This is a genomic window from Pseudomonas sp. XWY-1 (assembly GCF_002953115.1).
Lineage (GTDB): Bacteria > Pseudomonadota > Gammaproteobacteria > Pseudomonadales > Pseudomonadaceae > Aquipseudomonas > Aquipseudomonas alloputida.
The window spans coordinates 4967607-4986455 of sequence record NZ_CP026332.1 but is presented as its reverse complement, the minus strand read 5'-3'; the positions used below and the strand labels follow the sequence as shown (position 1 = coordinate 4986455).

General features: G+C 62.8%; 20 protein-coding genes. 11 read left to right on the top strand and 9 right to left on the bottom strand.

The genetic code is table 11. The annotated features are described in order from the left end of the window. The first annotated feature begins 96 nt into the window (after positions 1–96). On the top strand, positions 97–1308 hold the full coding sequence (fabV, locus tag PRJ_RS23355; RefSeq protein WP_003251642.1) for an enoyl-ACP reductase FabV: 1212 nt from the start codon (positions 97–99) through the stop codon (positions 1306–1308). Between the two features lie 143 nt (positions 1309–1451). Next, positions 1452–2360 carry an alpha/beta fold hydrolase gene (locus tag PRJ_RS23350; protein WP_104962555.1) on the top strand — a complete coding sequence of 303 codons (909 nt, stop codon included), beginning with the start codon at positions 1452–1454 and terminating at the stop codon, positions 2358–2360. A 44-nt stretch (positions 2361–2404) separates the two neighbouring features. Here the strand turns inward: PRJ_RS23350 and PRJ_RS23345 are convergent, their stop codons facing one another. From PRJ_RS23345 to PRJ_RS23330, 4 genes are read right to left on the bottom strand one after another with little or no spacing between them, the layout of a single operon-like run. Further along, entirely contained in the window at positions 2405–2746 is a 342-nt protein-coding gene (locus PRJ_RS23345; RefSeq protein WP_014592347.1) for a HopJ type III effector protein, read from the bottom strand. After that, a complete protein-coding gene (locus PRJ_RS23340; protein ID WP_010955294.1) occupies positions 2739–3035 on the bottom strand; it encodes a DUF1244 domain-containing protein in 297 nt (98 codons plus the stop codon). Before PRJ_RS23340 ends, PRJ_RS23345 begins: the two co-directional genes overlap by 8 nt. 9 nt (positions 3036–3044) lie before the next feature. Beyond that, on the bottom strand, positions 3045–3782 hold the full coding sequence (gene folM / locus PRJ_RS23335; protein WP_010955293.1) for a dihydromonapterin reductase: 738 nt from the start codon (positions 3780–3782) through the stop codon (positions 3045–3047). 33 nt (positions 3783–3815) lie between these two features. Further along, positions 3816–4376 (bottom strand): hypothetical protein, encoded by a 561-nt coding sequence (locus PRJ_RS23330; RefSeq protein WP_064491633.1) that lies wholly within the window; start codon positions 4374–4376, stop codon positions 3816–3818. 219 nt (positions 4377–4595) lie between these two features. On the opposite strand from PRJ_RS23330, the gene PRJ_RS23325 reads away from it, so the two are divergent. Then, positions 4596–5531 (top strand): MerR family transcriptional regulator, encoded by a 936-nt coding sequence (locus tag PRJ_RS23325; RefSeq protein ID WP_104962554.1) that lies wholly within the window; start codon positions 4596–4598, stop codon positions 5529–5531. Here the strand turns inward: PRJ_RS23325 and PRJ_RS23320 are convergent. Then, positions 5516–6133 carry a hypothetical protein gene (locus PRJ_RS23320; protein ID WP_014592345.1) on the bottom strand — a complete coding sequence of 206 codons (618 nt, stop codon included), beginning with the start codon at positions 6131–6133 and terminating at the stop codon, positions 5516–5518. The genes PRJ_RS23325 and PRJ_RS23320 overlap by 16 nt on opposite strands. Positions 6134–6192: 59 nt before the next feature. Further along, positions 6193–6621 (bottom strand): PAS sensor domain-containing protein, encoded by a 429-nt coding sequence (locus PRJ_RS23315; RefSeq protein WP_014592344.1) that lies wholly within the window; start codon positions 6619–6621, stop codon positions 6193–6195. A gap of 115 nt (positions 6622–6736) precedes the next feature. Here PRJ_RS23315 and PRJ_RS23310 point away from each other — a divergent pair, with 115 nt between their 5' ends. After that, the gene (locus PRJ_RS23310; RefSeq protein WP_003251656.1) at positions 6737–7192 is read left to right on the top strand and encodes a flavodoxin; all 456 of its coding nucleotides are present in this window, start codon (positions 6737–6739) and stop codon (positions 7190–7192) included. Positions 7193–7213: 21 nt separating this feature from the next. On the opposite strand, the gene PRJ_RS23305 is transcribed toward PRJ_RS23310, so the two are convergent. Beyond that, positions 7214–8095, bottom strand: coding sequence for a LysR family transcriptional regulator (locus PRJ_RS23305; protein WP_010955289.1), 882 nt, complete (start codon positions 8093–8095; stop codon positions 7214–7216). A 97-nt stretch (positions 8096–8192) separates the two neighbouring features. On the opposite strand from PRJ_RS23305, the gene PRJ_RS23300 reads away from it, so the two are divergent. The 4 genes from PRJ_RS23300 (at position 8193) to PRJ_RS23285 (ending at position 13895) form a co-directional block, all read left to right on the top strand. Beyond that, the gene (locus PRJ_RS23300; RefSeq protein ID WP_020192814.1) at positions 8193–8579 is read left to right on the top strand and encodes a CidA/LrgA family protein; all 387 of its coding nucleotides are present in this window, start codon (positions 8193–8195) and stop codon (positions 8577–8579) included. Continuing rightward, entirely contained in the window at positions 8569–9255 is a 687-nt protein-coding gene (locus PRJ_RS23295; RefSeq protein ID WP_010955287.1) for an LrgB family protein, read from the top strand. Before PRJ_RS23300 ends, PRJ_RS23295 begins: the two co-directional genes overlap by 11 nt. A 176-nt stretch (positions 9256–9431) precedes the next feature. Beyond that, entirely contained in the window at positions 9432–10337 is a 906-nt protein-coding gene (locus tag PRJ_RS23290; protein WP_020192813.1) for an alpha/beta fold hydrolase, read from the top strand. Positions 10338–10670: 333 nt separating this feature from the next. Beyond that, a complete protein-coding gene (locus PRJ_RS23285; RefSeq protein WP_104962553.1) occupies positions 10671–13895 on the top strand; it encodes a DUF6543 domain-containing protein in 3225 nt (1074 codons plus the stop codon). Here PRJ_RS23285 and PRJ_RS23280 read toward each other — a convergent pair. Then, entirely contained in the window at positions 13826–14659 is an 834-nt protein-coding gene (locus PRJ_RS23280; protein WP_064491627.1) for an IclR family transcriptional regulator, read from the bottom strand. The two genes, PRJ_RS23285 and PRJ_RS23280, sit on opposite strands and share 70 nt — an antisense overlap. 112 nt (positions 14660–14771) lie before the next feature. Between PRJ_RS23280 and hmgA the strand changes: the two genes are divergently transcribed. Genes hmgA through maiA form a run of 3 tightly spaced genes read left to right on the top strand, consistent with a single transcriptional unit; the run spans position 14772 to position 18014 of the window. Beyond that, positions 14772–16073 carry a homogentisate 1,2-dioxygenase gene (gene hmgA / locus PRJ_RS23275; protein WP_104962552.1) on the top strand — a complete coding sequence of 434 codons (1302 nt, stop codon included), beginning with the start codon at positions 14772–14774 and terminating at the stop codon, positions 16071–16073. A gap of 3 nt (positions 16074–16076) precedes the next feature. After that, positions 16077–17369, top strand: coding sequence for a fumarylacetoacetase (gene fahA / locus PRJ_RS23270; RefSeq protein WP_064491625.1), 1293 nt, complete (start codon positions 16077–16079; stop codon positions 17367–17369). Between the two features lie 12 nt (positions 17370–17381). Beyond that, positions 17382–18014, top strand: coding sequence for a maleylacetoacetate isomerase (gene maiA, locus PRJ_RS23265; protein WP_104962551.1), 633 nt, complete (start codon positions 17382–17384; stop codon positions 18012–18014). Here the strand turns inward: maiA and PRJ_RS23260 are convergent. Continuing rightward, positions 18008–18814 (bottom strand): SirB1 family protein, encoded by an 807-nt coding sequence (locus tag PRJ_RS23260; protein ID WP_104962550.1) that lies wholly within the window; start codon positions 18812–18814, stop codon positions 18008–18010. The two genes, maiA and PRJ_RS23260, sit on opposite strands and share 7 nt — an antisense overlap. Positions 18815–18849 lie beyond the last annotated feature (35 nt).

Here is an 18849-nt window from a genome sequence, read left to right as displayed (position 1 = left end):
TGTGTCGGATAACCTGCGGGGGTAGTCTCACCCTCTGATCAATCGGAATCGCCCCAAGCGGCGCTTCCCCGGCATAAACCTGACGAGGTACAGACATTGGCCATCATTCATCCTAAGGTTCGCGGTTTCATCTGCACCACGACTCACCCGAAGGGCTGCGAGCTCAACGTCCGTGACCAGATCGAAGCCACCCGCAAGCTGGGCGTACGCGAGGATGGCCCGAAGAAGGTCCTGGTCATCGGTGCTTCCAGCGGCTACGGCCTGGCAGCCCGCATCACGGCGGCGTTCGGCTTCAAGGCCGACACCCTGGGCGTGTTCTTCGAAAAGCCAGGCACCGAGACCAAGGCCGGCACTGCTGGCTGGTACAACGCTGCTGCCTTCGACAAGTTCGCCAAGGCCGAGGGCCTGTACAGCAAGTCGATCAACGGTGACGCCTTCTCCGACGAAGCCCGCGCCAAGGTCATCGAGCTGATCAAGAACGAAATGGGTGGCAAGGTCGACCTGGTCATCTACTCGCTGGCTTCGCCCGTGCGCAAGCTGCCGCAGACCGGTGAAGTCATTCGCTCGGCACTCAAGCCGATCGGCCAGCCATACAAGTCGACCGCCATCGACACCAACAAGGACACCATCATCGAGGCCAGCATCGAGCCGGCCACCGAGCAGGAAATTGCCGACACCGTCACCGTCATGGGTGGCCAGGACTGGCAGCTGTGGATCGATGCGCTGGCTGGCGCCAATGTACTGGCCGAAGGCGCTCGCACCGTGGCCTTCAGCTATATCGGCAGCGATATCACCTGGCCGATCTACTGGCACGGTGCACTGGGCCAGGCCAAGCAGGACCTGGACGAAACCGCCCTGCGTCTGAACCAGAAGCTGGCCGGTGAAGTGAAAGGCGGCGCCAATGTGGCGGTGCTCAAGTCGGTGGTTACCCAGGCCAGCTCGGCCATCCCGGTGATGCCACTGTACCTGTCGATGGTCTTCAAGATCATGCAGGAGAAAGGTGTTCACGAAGGCACCCAGGACCAGCTCGACCGCATGTACCGCGACCGTATGTACCGTACCGACGGTGCGCCGGCAGAGGTCGACGAGAAAGGGCGCCTGCGCCTGGACGACTGGGAACTGCGTGACGACGTGCAAAACGCCTGCAAGGCCCTGTGGCCACAGGTGACCACCGAGAACCTGTTCGAGCTGACCGACTATGCCGGTTACAAGAAGCAGTTCCTCAACCTGTTCGGCTTCGAGCGCGCTGACGTCAACTACGACGAAGACGTGGCCACCGATGTGAAGTTCGACTGCGTCGAGCTGTAATCGGATCAGCCTGCACTGGCCTTTTCGCGGGTGAACCCGCTCCTACAGGTCTCACCCCTGTAGGAGCGGGTTCACCCGCGAAGAGGCCGGTACAGGCTACAAAATATTTGCTAGTTTTGGCGCACAACGACAGGGAATGCGCCATGAGTAGCCTCACCCAACCTGCTACCCCATTTCGCCACCCCGCGGCCGACGGCTACCGCCTCGGCGGCTTCTGCTGGCGCCACGCCCAACCTGCCCCCCAGCGCCCGCTGGTGATCATCAACGCTGCCACTTCGGTACGCTGCCGCTATTACGCCCGCTTTGCCGACTACCTGTTCGCCCACGGCTGCGATGTGCTGACCTACGACTACCGTGGCATCGGCGAATCCCGGCCGGCGTCGCTGCGTGGTTTCCAGGCCTCCTGGAGCGACTGGGGCCGGCTGGATTTCGAAGCCATGCTGGCGCATGCGGCAGCGCATTTTCCAGGTCAGCCGGTGGACGTGGTGGGGCACAGTTTCGGCGGTTGTGCAGTAGGCCTGGCACCGTCGGCTGGCCTGATCCGTCGGGTCGTGATGGTTGGCGCGCAGTTCGCCTACTGGCGCGACTACGCGGCCAACCAGCGCTGGCAGCTGTTCGGCAAGTGGCATGTGGTCATGCCGCTGCTGACCCGGGTATTCGGCTATTTTCCCGGCAAGCGCCTGGGTTGGCTGGAAGACACGCCATCCGGCGTGGTACACGACTGGACCACGCGTACCCCACGTTATGAGCACCGCCCCAGCGGGCGGGCGTTGGCGGCGCTACCGTTCGCCCAGGTGCGTGCGACGACGCTGGCCATCAGTCTGACGGACGACCCTTTCGGGACCGTGGCGGCGACCGAGCGTTTGTTGGGTTATCTACAGGGTGCCGAGCGAAAGCACCTGCGCATTGCACCTGTGGATATCTCGGCCGAGGAAATTGGCCATTTCGCGTTTTTCCATGACCGGTTTCGCGAAAGCCTGTGGCCGGTGGCCTTGCAGTGGTTGCGGCAGGGGAGGCTGGAAGGCGGGGGGCCAGGCATCATCATGGATTGAGGGTGGGCGCGGGATCGTGGGGCCGCAAAGCGGCCCCGGCAATCTCAAGCCTTGCGCGCAAGCGGCTGCGCAGCAAACTTCACACCCGCCAGACCGTGTTTGATCAGTGCACGGATGTTGCCATGGTCGCTGCCCTCAGGCGTGGCCAGCACATCACGGTAGTGTTCGCCGAAGGCCAGCAGCGCTTCCTGGTCGCTCAGCCCTTCAAGCAAGGCCAGGCCCAGGGTTTTGCACGAACCTTCGTTCTGCCCTGCCGCATTCTCTACGCCGCCGTTATTGAAGGCCTGCGGCTGGTAGCTGTAGTTGTCGGCAATGAACGCCAAGGTATCGGCAAATACATGTTGGCCGCTGGCCAGGCTTGCGCGCAGGGTATTCAGGTCAGTCACGAGGTTTTCCTTTTTCGAACGCCGCTTGTTGTTCGGCGCTGGCTTCTTTCTGGTATTGGGCTTTCCACTCGGCGTAGGGCATGCCGTACACCGCTTCGCGGGCATCATCCAGGCTCAGGTCCAGCTGACGCTCGTCAGCGGCGGCCTTGTACCACTTGGACAGGCAGTTGCGGCAGAAACCGGACAGGTTCATCAGGTCGATGTTCTGTACATCGGTGCGCTTTTGCAGGTGTTCGACCAGGCGCCGGAACGCGGCGGCCTCGAGCTCGAGCTGTTGCTGTGGGGTCATGGTCTTCTCTCAAGTCATGCGGTTCTTCAGGTGGCGGCCACCGTTGATGACCACCTGGCTGCCGGTGCTGTACTGGCTGGCGAGCAGGTACTTGACGGTCTCGATCAGCGGGCCGGCGCCGGGTTCGAACTCCAGCAGGGCCTTTTTCAGGGTTTGCTGGCGGTAGGCGTCGTCACCCCCTTCCTTGAGGATCAGCAGCCCAGGCAGGATACCGTTCACACGCACCTTGGGCGCATATTTTTCGGCGAATGACAGCACCATGTTCTGCAGCGCGGCCTTGGTGGCGGCGTAGCCGATGTGGCTTTTACTGCCGCGCGAGGAGGTTTCGTCGCAGATGTGGATGATGTCGGCCTTTTCCACCTTGGCCAGCAGGTCGCCCAGGGCCAGGTTGAGGTGGTAGGGCGCTTCGACGTGCAGGCGGAACATGGTCTCGAGGTTGTCGAGGCCGTCGTCGAGCCATAGCGAGGCGTTGTGGATGATGGCGCGCAGTCCGTCGTAACGATCGTGCAGGTGATCGATCAGCGCCTGGCGGTCGCCCGCCTGGCACAGGTCGGCCTGAAACTGCACGATGTTGGGGTGGGCTGCCTGCGGCTGGATGCTGCGGCTGGCACTGACCACCGTATGGCCGGCCTGTGCCAGTTCGAGGGCCAGGGCCAGCCCGACGCGCTGGCTGGCTCCGGTAACGAGAATGGGGCTGTTCATGTTCGGGGTGGTCAACTTGTCTGTCCTTTGGTTGCCACCCAGCATACCCGAACTGTTTCCCTGTTGTATGGCCTGGCCTCAGCGGCTGCGCAAGGCGCCGGCAGTGGCCGGGGAGGCATGCAGCCAACTGGCTAGCAGGCGGGTGGACAGCGGGATGAACAGGTACACCATGACCGGCGTCAGGGCCAGGGTGCTGAGCAGTACCCGGGGCACGAGGTCGAGTGCCGTCAACCAATGGCCGAACAGCAGGTTGAAGGCCAGCGAAACTGGGAAAAACGCCAGCCAGATGGCCACGGCCTGCTTCCAGCGTGGCGGTTTCCGCACCGTGTTGGTGCCGAACCAGTCGTCGATACCGCTAACGCGCGCCTCTTTGGGGCGTTCGAACAGACCGTTGCCGCGTTGTAACCATGCGCGGCGAGAGGCGGAGTGCTCCCAGGCATGCAGCGTCGGCTCGTCGCTGAAGCGGAAGATGATCTGAAATTCGTCGCCATCCCGGGGCGGGGCAAGGATGCCCGAGCCGAGGTAGCCAGGGAAGTCGGTGGCCAGCTGTTCGCCTTCGTGCAGCCAGGCCAGCAGGTCCTGGTAGCGGCCATGGGCGGCGCGGCGCGACACCATGAGGGTGACGGGTGGGGTAGACATTGTGTATCTCCTGGCAACGGGGCTGGCGGGTAGCTGGCCCTTTGGCTGTGTGGCCCGGGGTGGTGGGCGACGCAGTCGTGCATGCAAGAATCGGGCACGCATTATCGCGAAGTTGCGTTCCTCGGCAACTATCAGCTGGCAAACGGTGGGTCCAACAGACCGACACAGTCGTAGTAAGCTATGTGCACAGTTTTTACGCACTCAGGGTACTTCGTGCAGATGAACGAGCAGGGACGTAAACCGGTGATCGATGCGAGTTTCGAGCAGCAGGAGCTGTTTCCGATTCGTGAAGTGTCACGCTTGACCGGTGTCAACGCCGTGACCCTTCGCGCCTGGGAACGCCGTTATGGGCTGATCCAGCCCATCCGTACCGACAGTGGCCACCGCCTGTATTCCCTGGCTGATATCGATGAAATCCGCCGTATCCTCGGTTGGCTGGAGCGCGGCGTGGCGGTCAGCAAGGTGGGCAGCATTCTCGCTCGCGACAATGCGCTCTCCGGGCAGGCTGGCGGCGCGGTGGACGCCTGCCTGCGCTGGCAAAACCAGATTCGCCTGGCGGTACAACACTTCGATGTGGCGAGCCTGAATCGCCTCTATGACGAGGTGTTCGCGGCCAACACCCTGGACCAGGTTTTCGCCGATGTGTTCATGCCGGTTTGGCATGACATGGTCGTTCGGCAAGGCGGCTATGGGCAGGCCAGCGAATGGCTGTTCTATGACCAGTTCCTGCGCGGTCGGGTTTTCGCCCGCTTGCAGCTGGCCCGTGTGCCGTGTAGCCGCACCGTGCTCTTGGCGCCATTGCCGGGGCAGTGCCATGAGCTTGAGTTGCTGGTAACCAGCCTGATACTGGGCAGCGACGAAACACGCGTGATCCCACTGGCTAACGGGCAGCCGCTGCAAGAGCTTGCGCTGGTCTGCGAACGGCTGAAGCCGGACGCCCTGGTGCTGTTTTCCCATCAGTCGCCCACAGCAGAACTCGCCCGGCACTTCAAGCGCCTGGCATCGATGCTGGAATGCCCGTTGTTACTGGCTGGTGAAGTAGCGGAAGCGGTACAGGACAGCCTGGCTGGCAGCCCTGTAGCCTGCCTGGGCGCGCAGGGCAGTGTGATGCGTCAGCGCTTGCGGCAGTTTCTGGCCCGTCAGCTCGATACTTGAGTGTGCAGTTCGGGGTGGGCGTGGCGGTGGGCCTGGAGGATGTAGTCGCGCAGGCGTTCGATTTCTTCGGCTGGGCTTTGGCCGAGGTCGTAGGCAGCCAGGTCCGTGCCGATGCGCCGGCCCAACACACCATGCAGTTCGATCGGGGTGATGCCGCCGGGGGCGAAGCGCAGCTCGAAGCGGGTGGGGGCTGTTGGCAAATCACGGACTTCCAGCAACACGCCTTTGAAGGAAATCTCGCGCACCCACAGGCCGCTTGCCTCGTCATGGGCATTGAGCAGTGCGCTCGGCTGGTCCAGCGACAAGCGCCATGGGCGCAGCATGGGGCCGTCTTCGTAGATTTCCGGTGAACCCAGCTGCAGGTGCAGGGCGTGGAACTCGTCCTCTACCAGCTGCAGCGGGAAACTGATCTGCTGGTTGTTGAACTGGGCCTGCAAGGTCACCTGCTCGTTAGCCACCAACCGGGTGAGCAAGCTTTGTATGCGGCGGTCGCCATTGACCAGCAGGCTCGACATGGTGTCAGCCAGGTTAAGTTGCGGCGAATGCTGCATGTTCTGTATGAAATCCAGCTCGTCCTGGGTCAGGAGCGCGTCTGCTTGCATGATCGAACTCGGTGGTGGCGATTTCTTCAACGGAATTGACCGTGCGTGGCGGACTTGGTTCAGGCGCGTTCGTCGGGTTTCGGACGAGCGCGCAGTTCTGCCAGCTCCCGTTCCAGTTCGACCTGGCGGCTGACGTCTTTCTGGATGCCGATGAAGTAGGTGCGCTGGTCGAAGTCGCTCTTCACCGGCGTGATCGACAGCTCGTTCCAGAAGGCGCTGCCATCCTTGCGATAGTTGCGCAGCACTTCGCGACATGGGCGGCCCTCGGCCATGGCCTTGCGGATGCGTGCGCGGCCAAGCTGGTCACGGTCGTCACCCTGCAGGAACCGGCAATCCTGGTAGAGAATCTCGTCACGGCTGTAGCCAGTGAGGCATTCGAAAGCGGCGTTCACGTAGATCAGGATGGTGTCGTCGCCTTCCTTTTCGGCAACCACGATGCCGTCATTGGACGCATCGACCATCGATTGCAGCAATTGCGCGTTGATCATGTCCGGGCCATTGGTAAAGAAAAACGGAAGATGGCGACGTGGGTAACGGCGGCCTTTTGCCAGCGTTGAATGCTAGTATCCTACGTTTTCACTCAGTTTCGGAATCCTCTACCCGATGAAAGTCGCCATTATTTCCGGCTCGGTCTATGGCACCGCCGAAGAAGTCGCCCGTCATGCTGAATCGCTGCTCAAGGCGGCGGGGTTCGAGGCCTGGCATGCTGCGCGTGCCACCCTTCAGGATCTTCAGGGCTTTGCCCCCGACGCCTTGCTGGCCGTGACCTCTACCACCGGCATGGGTGAGTTGCCGGACAACCTCATGCCGCTGTACAGCACCCTTCGTGACACACTGCCTGCGGCCTGGCGCGGCCTGCCTGGCGCGGTGATCGCGCTGGGCGACTCCAGCTACGGCGATACCTATTGCGGGGGTGGCGAGCAGATGCGTGAGCTGTTCGCCGAACTGGGCGTGCGCGAAGTGCAGCCAATGCTGCGCCTGGATGCGAGCGAGACGGTGACCCCGGAGGCGGATGCCGAGCCTTGGCTGGCTGAGTTGGCGAGCGCACTGAACGCCTGACCCGGCACCTGTGCAGGCGTGTTAGCCGTGGGGCTCGCGCAACAAGGCCAACCACGCCTGCGCCGCCCGTGACAGGTAGGCGCCACGCCGCCAGATAAACGCGATATCCCAACGCAAATCCTCCTGCGCATGCAACGGCACACGCACCACCCCGGGGCGCTCCAGCACTTTTGCCACCACCCGGGGCAGCATCACCACGCCCTGGCCCGCCGCCACCAGCGCCGCCAAAAAATCCGCCTGGCCGCTGCGCCCGCCTTCCTTGGGGGTGAAGCCCTGCTGCTGGCACGCCTTCAGCAGCCGGTCGTTGAGCACGAAACTGCGCTGGTACAGCAGGAACGGTGTATCGGCCAGTTGCCCCAGGCCCACGGCGTCCAGGCCCGCCAGAGCATGGCCCGCCGGCAGCAAGGCATCCAGCGGTTCGTTGCAGAAGGGCTGGTAGTCGAATGCCTCGTCGGTGGGCGTCAAACAGCCGCCCAGTTCCAGTTCGCCACTTCTGACGGCCTGTTCGACGCTGCGGCTGCCGCCTTCAAGCAGCTGGATGGCGATGTTCGGATGGCGCCGCCGGTACTCGGCGAACAAGCCGGCGAACAGCGTGTCGCTGCCAAGCATCGGCAAGCCCAGGCGTAGTTCGCCACGCTCCATCTGGCTGAGATCGTCCAGCTCGTTGAGCAGCGCCTGGCGCTGGCGCAGCAGGGCTTCGCCACGCTCCAGCACGATGCGCCCGGCAGCGGTCAGGTGCAGGTGCGACGCTTGGCGCTCCAGCAGCGGCTGGCCCACATCTTGCTCAAGCTGGGCCACCTGCTTGCTCACGGCCGACTGGCTGATGTGCAGGGTCTGTGCGGCCTGGGTAAAACCGCCGCGGTGGACCACTTCGATAAAGCTGCGCAGTTGTTTGAATTCCATTGCTTCGATTCCATTCTGGAATGGCAGGCAGTCTAACAATTCGCTTCTGGCCTAGGCAGCCAAATCTTAAAATGAGGGCCTGTCGAGGAACCCCGCCATGAAACCTGCATTATTGAAAAAAGCCCTGCGCCTGCTCGTCGAGCTGGCGGTTCTCTGTGCCCTGTTCCTGCTCGGTGGCCAGATTGCCAGTTGGCTGGGCTGGCCGATCCCCGGTGGTGTGATGGGCCTGGCACTGCTGTTGATACTGTTCGCTTCAGGTGTGCTCAAACCGGCCATGCTGCAATTGGGGGCCGGCTGGCTGATGGCTGAGATGCTGTTGTTCTTCATCCCGGCGCTGATGAGCCTGCTCGACTATGGCGCATTGATCCGTGAAGAGGGCTGGCGCATCTTGCTGGTGATCGCCGTGAGCACGCTGATGGTGATGATTGTGACCGCCATGACCGTTGAAATGGTGTGCCGCTGGAGGCTGCGTCGTGAGCCTTGAACCCATGCCGTTGTTCTGGTTGGCCTTGACCTTGCTGGCTTACCTGGGCAGCCGTTGGTTGTATCGGCGTAGCCAGCGCTACCTGCTGTCGCCGTTGATCCTGGTGCCGGTGTTGCTGCTGGCTGTGGCCGTGCCGCTGCATACGGCCTATGCCGAGTATGCGCGCAACACCCACTGGTTGATGGGCGTGCTCGGCCCGGTGACTGTCGCCTTCGCGGTGCCGATCTGGCAGCAGCGGGCCATGCTGGCGCGTCATTGGCCGGCCCTGATGGTGGGCATGGTCGCCGGCAGCAGTGCCTCGATCGCCAGCTCCTGGGGGCTGGCGCACCTGTTGGCGCTGGACAGCGCAACCAGCCTGTCGCTGGTGCCGCGCTCGATCACCACGCCATTTGCCATGCCCCTGGCCCATGACCTGGGTGGAGTGCCAGAACTGACCGCGGTGTTCGTGATGTTCACCGGCGTGCTTGGTGCCATGTTCGGCGGTGTGCTGTTGCGTTGGCTGCCGCTGCGTACGCCGCTGGCACGGGGGGCGCTGTTCGGTGTTGGCGCGCATGGTGCCGGGGTCAGCCGGGCGCAGGAAGTGGGCCGTGAGGAAGGCTCGGTGGCCGGCCTGGTGATGGTCCTGACCGGGCTGCTCAACCTGTTCGCGGCGCCGTTGTTGGCATTGCTGCTCTGACCGTTCGTGCCACTGACTCGCTCAGTCATCAAGCTGGCTGGCAACGCAAGTTCCAGCCAATGGGCTGCTGGCTAGACTTTGCCTCGACATAGAGAGCACATGTAAGTGCCGAGGTGACATGCAATGACCGCAGCCTTGCCCTATTCCGCCAATACCACTACACCGGGACCCATCTGATGCCTATGGCCGAGATTCCATTGTGCGTCTGGCGTACCCGGGCACAGAGTTTCATGTTCCGGGGCCAGAGCATCCGCTACTGGACCGCAGGGCAAGGAGAGCCTCTGCTTCTGTTACACGGTTTCCCCACCGCCAGTTGGGATTGGCACTACCTGTGGGGCCCTCTGAGCCAACGTTTCCGGGTGATCGCTTGCGACATGCTCGGCTTTGGTGATTCGGACAAGCCCGTCGATCACACTTACAGCCTGATGGAGCAGGCAGACCTGCAGCAGGCATTGCTTGCCCATCTGCAGGTCGCGCAGCCCGTGCACCTGCTGGCCCACGACTACGGCGGCAGCGTGGCTCAGGAACTGCTGGCGCGACACCATGAGCAGCGTGCCGACATCGCCAGTTGCGTGTTTCTCAACAGCGGGCTGTTCCCCGAAAGCTGCCGCATGCTACTGATCCAGAAGCTGCTGCTCAGCCGCTTTGGCTGGCTGGTCGGGCGCTCGTTCGGGCGTGACGACCTGGTGCGGAATGTGATGCAGGTGTACGGCCCCTGCACCCATCCCAGTGAAAGCGCGCTGGATGATTTCTGGAGCCTGATCGCTGCCAACCGGGGCACGCGCATCCTGCATAAGCTGGTGGGCTACATGCCGGAGCGCAGGTTGCACCGCGAACGCTGGGTCGGGGCGATGCAACGTAAAGGCGTGCCGCTGCGCTTGATCAATGGCGTGGTCGACCCGCTTTCCGGCGCGCACATGCTTGAGCGCTACCGGCAACTGGTGCCGGAGCCGGACACCGTGCAGTTACTGGGCATTGGCCATTACCCGCATACTGAAGCGCCGGTGCAGGTGCTGCGCCACTACCTGGCCTTTCGTGAGCAGCCGCTGAGCTTCTACCCGCCAAAAGTGGCGTGGTCATGACGAGGCTTCAGCGTCGGCCACCTGGCAGCCAGGGTGCATGTTCCGACGCCAAAAAAAAGGCCGCTGCAAGCCGCAGCGGCCAATCGAGACGTCAGATCAAGGAGCTTCAAAATCTACGTCGGTGAACCTGGCAGGCTTGAAAGGCGGGGGGGAGAGCCCTTCAAGCCGGCCAGTGAGTCAAGAATAAGCGCTTGATCCGTCAGGAAAAATAGCTTCTGTCGACATTCACCGTTACGTATCAGGCAACAGTGCCAAGTGCTGGGTAAGCTTCCCTGCGCTATTGCCTTTATCATCCGTTCACTCTGCTGCTTCGGTAATTTTGGAGCACAGTTCATGTCTTTCGATTTCAATTTTGGCACCCCCGATCTCGGTGAGGGGTGCCCAGATGCACGCTCTGTGAAAGAACAGGTGAAGGCCATGATGGCTCACGCCCAGGAGCTGCAACAACTGATGGCTACGGTTGCGCAACTGGCCAGCCTGATCCCGGAGGCTCATCGGCAACAGTTCACCGAGCAGAAGCGTTTACCGTTGGCGGTTGTCGAGTCGCTTGTGCCGCAAAGGCAGGCGGTTCTTGACCAGTGGTGGGAGCAACAGTCCAGATTAAGTTTGAAACCACTTACCCTGGCGTCCCGTTTGATCCAGCTGATGTTTGCCGAAACGCGCCTCAAGGCCCTTACGTTCAAGGCCTGGGAAGCCGGTATCGAGGCCCTCGAACAGGACGGGGACGCAAACAAGCATGAGGTGTACCTGGTTGCCGGAGATTTGCGTTTTCGTTTGCCGGGTGTCGTCGCCAGCCGTCATGACCTCGAACAGAACCCGGACGCACCTGCGGATTTTCTGATTTACAGCCTGGCCAGCGGTTGCTGGTTCGACACTGAACGCGCGCGCGCAGCCCGTGAACTCGCCCCTGCCTTTGCTGAAGGCAGCCCGTTGCGTTGGCTGTTGTCTTCGCAAGAGCGAGCGGCGTTGTCTACGGAGGGTTTGACACTCGATTTCGTGCCGCTGCAGGTGCCACTTCACAGGTATTTCATCCGTGATCTGCAGGCTATCCAGCTTGAAGCCACCCGGCGCAGCCTGTGGGTCAAGGTCGATGACGCCCGGCGTCTGGCCCAGCTCGACAGTGCGGCTCGGCTTGAGCCTCTGGTGGCTGCGCTGCAGAAACGTGCGACGCGGCATGTGCGAGCGTACCGCACCAGCCTGCTGCCCGAATGGCGGCGGTTCATGCAGGGCGAGGAACTGCAAGCCTATCGACAGCTGGAAGATGACCTGCAGGTGAAGGAGCAGCGTTGCACCGAGCGTCTGGCGCAATGGCGCGACCTGCGCAGCTTCGCCAGGAAACAGGTCCAGCAAGCCCTTGGCCTGGATATCGACCCCGAGCAGGTACGACTGCGTGTCAGTCACGTCGATGACCCTGAGCAGGCGATGAAACACACTCTGCTCGATTGGGCGCTGAGTGGTGGCTACAGCGGGGGCCAGCTCAAGGTCGAAGTCCTGGGTGAGCGGCACCGTTCATTGTTGGGGAGTACCTCTATCCAGAGCGTGATCGAAAAACTGGATTTGCGCGTGAACTACGTCAAGCAGATCCGTACGCTCTATGACGACGCTTTGACCATGGCCGCACTGTGTGAGGTTCTCGATGCGCGGCTGGCGCTGGCCAATCAGGCCGCTCGTCATCAGGGTTTTCACCCGGCGGCGTTCGATCTGTTGCACCACGCACGCCTGGGGAAAATGCAGGCCAATGTCATCAGCGCCGGTCTGGTTTGCCTCGATGGTGCGCAAACGCCCTTGAAGGACCTGCTGTGCCTGGTGCAGGGCGATCAGTACCTGCTCTATGCCCCTGGGGCGCCGGGAGGCGATTTTCATCTTTTCGACTCACTCGAAAAAATGGCGCTCGAAATCGGTAGCTGGACCTTGTGGCCGGTAGGCAGTGAATACCTGCTGGGGCAATGCTCGCGGGCCCAGCATGATTCGCTCAAGCGCCATTTGCGCAAGGTCGAGCTGCTACCCACCGACTGGTCCATGCACAGCGTGACGCTCGCGCCGATCAAGTCGCAGCAGTGGCCGGATGTGCTCAAAGCTCTGGCCAAGCGCAAGATCCTTGCCCTGATCGAGGATCAACAGGCCACCACGCCAAGCTGGTTCATCAACGCCAGTCGTGCCGAGCAGCAGGCACTGGTTGATATCGATCAACTGCTCAAGCTGGCGCAGGCCAGGTATCAGTCGCTGATGAAGATGCCGAGCTTTCGCACCTTCGCCCATCGACAGGTGACGGAAAAGATCAACTCATACCCGGGCAATCGCGGCGGCCCAATCAACCCGGATCAGGTATTGATAACGCTGGAAGAGGATGCAATTCGCACACTGACACAGACTGTCATCAAAGGTTATCCCACGTATTACAATTTCTCCGACTTTGCCCGCATCACCTCGGCTACCGGCCAGGATATCTCGCACCTGAGCCCGGCGCTGCTGGGGAGCTACATCCGTGCTGCCGACCTGGGCAACAAGTACATCGAAGAAGTGAAAGCGCAGTTACTCGACCGCTCCAGGCCGGAATATGAAAGGCTCAGGCAGTGTTATCGCACGCTCTTCGCTTTGAAGATCAGGCGTGCCGTGCTCAGCGAGAAACTTCAGGGCAGCTTGTCGGGCCGCCATGCGCAGTGGCTGGAGTCGGTGATCGACAGCTTTTCGGGGACCTCGATCGACGCGGCGTGCAACCTTTATCCGTTGTGGATGGACGATTGCCCCGTTCAAGGTGCCTACCTGCTGAAGCATGCTCGTGACCGCGAGCTTGAGCCCTTGGTCTATCTGCCAGAAATCGAGCAAGGCCCCACGCTGCGGACCCTCAGCGAGCTGGCAAGGACTTGGCGTGAGCACGACTTGGCAGGTTATTGCCAAGACCGCGTGCCGTTATCGAACCAGGCGCGCCTGAACGTATTGATCGAAGAGCAACTGCGCGCCGGGGATGGCATTGAGGTGGTGCTGGACGCCGTTGCCCGAGGCAGGGGCGTGCGGCCGCCGATAGGCGAGACCGGGCGTATCGGGGATCCTGTCCAGGACCTGGAGAAACGTATCAGGCGGATGATCAACGAAGCCGCTGAAGACAGCGCCGACGCTGCCGAGCGTATTTCGGCCGTGGTGGTGGAGTGGGGGATCGTACTGGCCGGCATCCTCACCGTGCCGTTTCCGCCGGCAGCTATGGCCGTCGGGCTGTTCTGTGCGGCCAGGTCCTTCGTCACCGGGGCCATCGCATGGAGCGATGGCGACCGTTCCGCCGCCTTGCTGTCGTTCGCGGCGGGGGTTGCAGGAACGGTGGCTTCCACGGGGGTCTTGGTGCGGCTGTTCGGTGCCGCACAGAAATACATCACCGTGCTTTCCCGGGCAGAGGTGTCTCAGCCCACGGCATTCTCGCGTGTGATCGGGCGGCTATGCGATGACTACGGCGATTTGGTGAGTGAGGTGGCGCCCGCCCTTTATGACGGCTTCTCTCAGGAACTGCTCTGGCTCGTCGAGGAGGAAACGCTAGACGTCGAAGCGCAGTGTGGGTTGCCCGCGTAACCCATGCGCCAGCTCACGGTTCGTGCGGCCGTGAGCAGGCGCTGCGCCGCCGGCCCATGTTCATCGGCATGGAAGATCGACGTCGGCCCGACCACGGTCATCACCGCGGCGATCTGCCCCATGGCGTTGAATACCGGCGCCGACAGCGCATCCACCCCCGGCATCAGCAGGCCATGCACATGGTGCAGGCCCTTTTCGCGGATGCCGGCCAGCAGTGTGTGGTAGTCACTGGCGGTTTGTTGCAATGCGGCCAGTTCCCTGTCGCGCAGTTCCTGGGTTTCTCGCTCGGGCAGGTAGGCGGCGAATACCAGGCCAGTGGACGAACTGAGCAACGGCAGCACCGAACCGATCTGGGTCACCACGGTGACCGCGCGCACGGCAGGTTCGATGCTTACTACCGTGGCCCCCTGGTTGCCCCACACGGCGATGAAGCAGCTTTCGTTGAGCTCATCTCGCAACTGCGACAACGGCATTGCCGCCACCTTCAGCACATCGATGCTGCCCAGCGCCGCCAGCCCCACCCGCAATGCCTCGCGCCCCAGCCCGTAATGGTTGGTGGCCGTATCCTGTTCGGCAAAACCACTGGCAATCAGCGCCTGCAGGTAGCGATGCACTTTGCTCGCAGGCATCTGCACGTGCTCGGCCAGGCGTGATAGTGACGTCGAGGGCGAGAGTTCAGCGAGGGCCTTGAGGATGTCGGTGCCGACTTCCGCCGAGCGGACCTTCTGCTTGCCGGTGTCGGTGGAGGCGTTGGCTTTGGCCATGGGAGGGGAGGTTCCGGGTTTATCGTGTCGCCTTTATAGCTTGACGCCTTGAACGGAGCAAATTACGTTATTCGTAATCTGATTACGATAAAAACAAAACCCGGAGGCATCGATGAACCGCGACACGTCGCCCGACCTTCACTACCTGAGCGGCTTCGGCAACGAATTCGCCAGCGAAGCATTGCCCGGGGCGCTGCCTGTCGGGCAGAACTCCCCGCAGAAGGCCCCGTATGGCCTGTATGCCGAGCTGCTGTCGGGCACGGCGTTCACCATGACCCGCAGCGAGCTGCGCCGTACCTGGCTGTACCGCATTCGCCCTTCTGCCTTGCACCCACGCTTCGAGCGCCTGGCGCGCCAGCCGCTCGGCGGGCCACTGGGTGGCATCAACCCCAACCGCCTGCGCTGGAGCCCGCAGCCGATTCCTGCTGAACCGACCGATTTCATCGAAGGTTGGCTGCCCATGGCTGCCAACGCCGCAGCGGAAAAACCGGCTGGCGTGAGCATCTATATCTACCGCGCCAACCGGTCCATGGAACGGGTGTTCTTCAACGCAGACGGTGAGCTGCTACTGGTGCCGGAACAGGGCCGCCTGCGTATCGCCACCGAGCTGGGCGTGATGGAGGTCGAACCGTTGGAAATTGCGGTGATCCCACGTGGCATGAAGTTCCGCGTCGAACTGCTTGACGGCCAGGCCCGTGGCTACATCGCGGAAAACCACGGTGCGCCGCTGCGTCTGCCGGACCTGGGCCCGATCGGCAGCAACGGCCTGGCCAACCCCCGCGACTTCCTCACGCCTGTGGCCCACTACGAAGAAGCGGAAGGCCCGGTGCAGCTGGTACAGAAGTTCCTGGGTGAACACTGGGCCTGCGAGCTGCAGCACTCGCCACTGGACGTTGTGGCCTGGCATGGCAGCAACGTGCCGTACAAGTATGACCTGCGCCGCTTCAACACCATCGGCACGGTCAGCTTCGACCACCCGGACCCCTCGATCTTCACCGTGCTCACCTCGCCAACCAGCGTGCATGGTATGGCCAACATGGACTTCGTGATTTTCCCGCCACGCTGGATGGTGGCCGAGAACACCTTCCGTCCGCCATGGTTCCACCGCAACCTGATGAACGAGTTCATGGGGCTGATCAATGGCGCCTACGACGCCAAGGCCGAGGGCTTCCTGCCGGGTGGTGCCTCGTTGCACGGGGTGATGAGTGCCCATGGCCCCGACGCCGAAACCTGTGAAAAGGCCATTGCCGCTGACCTGGCGCCACACAAGATCGACAACACCATGGCCTTCATGTTCGAGACCAGCCAAGTGTTGCGCCCGAGCCTGCAAGCCCTTGAATGCTCGCAATTGCAGGCCGACTACGATAGTTGCTGGGCGACTTTGCCGAGCACCTTCAACCCGAACCGGAGATAACCCATGAACCACTCTGCCAATGCCCGTAGCTGGGTCGAGCACGCCAACGGGCACAGCGACTTCCCCCTGCAGAACCTGCCATTGGGCATCTTCAGCCGGCCGGGTGAAGCCAGGCGCTGTGGCGTGGCCATCGGCGACGCGATCCTCGACCTGGAGGCGGTGCTGGCCGCCGGCCTGTTCGACGGGGCGGCCAAGGCCGCCGTTGAAGCCACCCGCGGCGGGGCTCTGAACGCATTCTTCGCTTTGGGCCGCAACGCCCGCGTAGCCCTGCGCGAGCGTTTGCAGGTGCTGCTGGGCGAGCACAGCGAACACCAGGCAGCCCTGAAGCCGGCGCTGCTCCCGGCCAGCGACTGCCAGCTGCACGTGCCAGCGCAGATCGGTGACTACACCGATTTCTACGTTGGTATCGAGCATGCGAAGAACGTGGGCAAACTGTTCCGCCCCGACAACCCACTGCTGCCCAACTACAAGTACGTACCGATCGGTTATCACGGCCGCGCCTCCACCATCCGCCCGTCCGGCACCGACGTGCGCCGGCCCAAGGGTCAGACCCTGCCGGCCGGGCACACCGAGCCGAGCTTCGGCCCTTGCGCTCGTCTGGACTACGAACTGGAACTGGGTATCTGGATTGGCCAGGGCAATGACATGGGCCAGGCAATTCCGGTAGGCGACGCTGCCGAGCACGTAGCCGGCCTGTGCCTGCTCAACGATTGGTCGGCGCGCGATATCCAGGCTTGGGAATACCAGCCACTGGGGCCGTTCCTGTCCAAGAGCTTCATCACCACCATTTCGCCCTGGGTAGTCACCGCCGAAGCGTTGGAGCCGTTCCGCTGCGCCCAGCCGGAGCGCCCGGAGGGCGACCCGCAGCCACTGTCGTACCTGCTGGACAAGCGCGACCAGGCCAGCGGTGCATTCGATATCGAACTCGAAGTGCTGCTGCTGACCGAGCGCATGCGTGAGCAGGGCATTGCCCCGCACCGCCTGACCCTGAGCAACACCCGCAGCATGTACTGGACCGTGGCGCAGCTGGTGGCGCACCACAGTGTCAACGGCTGCCAGCTGCAGCCAGGTGACCTGTTCGGTTCGGGCACGCTGTCGGGCGCCACGCCGGGATCGTTCGGTAGCCTGCTGGAGATCACCGAAGGCGGCAAACTGCCGGTCGAGCTGGCCAGCGGCGAGGTGCGCAAATTCCTCGAAGACGGCGACGAAATCATCCTGCGTGCCCGCTGCACACGTGACGGCGTGGCCAGCATCGGTTTCGGTGAGTGCCGCGGCACGGTCATCGCAGCCAACTGAGGAGGCAGGGGTATGGAGCTGTACACCTATTACCGTTCCACCTCGTCCTACCGGGTGCGCATTGCCCTGGCACTGAAGGGGCTGGCTTACCAGTCCCTGCCGGTCAACCTGCTGCAGGGTGAGCAGCGTGACGAGGGCTATGTAGCCGTCAACCCGCAGGGCCGCGTACCGGCCTTGCGCACCGACGGTGGTGAGGTGCTGGTGCAGTCGCCGGCGATCATCGAGTACCTGGAAGAGGTTTATCCACAGCCTGCGTTGCTGCCGGCCACAGCCGAGGCACGGGCCAAGGTACGTGGGGTGGCGGCCATCATTGGTTGCGACATTCATCCGCTGCACAACGTCAGTGTGCTCAACCGGCTGCGCCAGGCCGGTCAGGATGAGGGGCAGGTCAACCAGTGGATCGGCCACTGGATCAGCCAAGGGCTCGCGGCAGTGGAGCAACTGATTGGCGATCACGGTTTCTGCTTTGGCGACACGCCTGGGCTGGCGGATGTGTACCTGATCCCGCAGTTGTACGCGGCCGAACGCTTCAACATCGACCTCGACAGCTTCCCGCGCATCCTGCGGGTTGCCGCACTGGCGGCCGCGCACCCGGCGTTCGCCAAGGCCCATCCCGCCCAGCAGCCGGACAGCCCGGCTCAGTGAAGTGAACGGTTCGCCGCCGGAAGCTTGCCGATTCGCTCGGACAGCTTCAGGCGCTGGACCGGGTCTTCCGTCAGCAGCAATGCATGCTCCAGGTCGAAGCGCTCGGCCTGTGGGCAATCCAGATGATGGTAGAGCGAGGCGCGAGTCATGTAGTCGCTCACCTGCACCGGGCCCAACTGCATGATCCGCTCTGCATCGATCAATGCCGCCAGGTGGTTGTCGTTACTGATGTGCAGTTGGCGCAGGTTGCGTGACAGGCGTTGCAGCATCTGCAGCGGGCTGGCGCTGCGCAGGTGCTCGGCTGTCAGCGCCAGGTGCGGGCCGAACTGGCGCGCCAGCAATTCGCGGCAGTCGCTGGGATACAGGCGCCGGCCGCCACAGGGATCGAGCAGGTGGTCGGCACCCGGCACGCGCAGCAGGAAATGGCCAGGGAAGCCCACACCCTCCAGCGGTATGGACAGGCGCCTGGCCAGTTCCAACGCGAGGATGGCCAGGGTCAGTGGTTGGCCGCGGCGGCGCTGCAGTACCTTGTCCATCATCGCCGCATGGGGGCGCAAGGGGTGATATTCATCCTGCTGAAAACCCAGCGCATTGAGCTGGCGCAGCAGTGGCTGGGCCAGTTCGCATAGTGGAAGCATCGGCAGGTTGGCGCTTATCTCGCGCTGCAGGTCGTGCAGCGCAGCAAGGCTGGCCGCGGGCTCGACACCAGGGTCGTGCTCGGCAGCAATCCACAATGCGGCTTCCAGCAGGTCGACAGGCTCGCGTTCCAGGCAGGCCAGGCAGGCTTGACGTGGCTTCATGGGGCATCTCCACACACGTTTGAGTATTAGCTGTG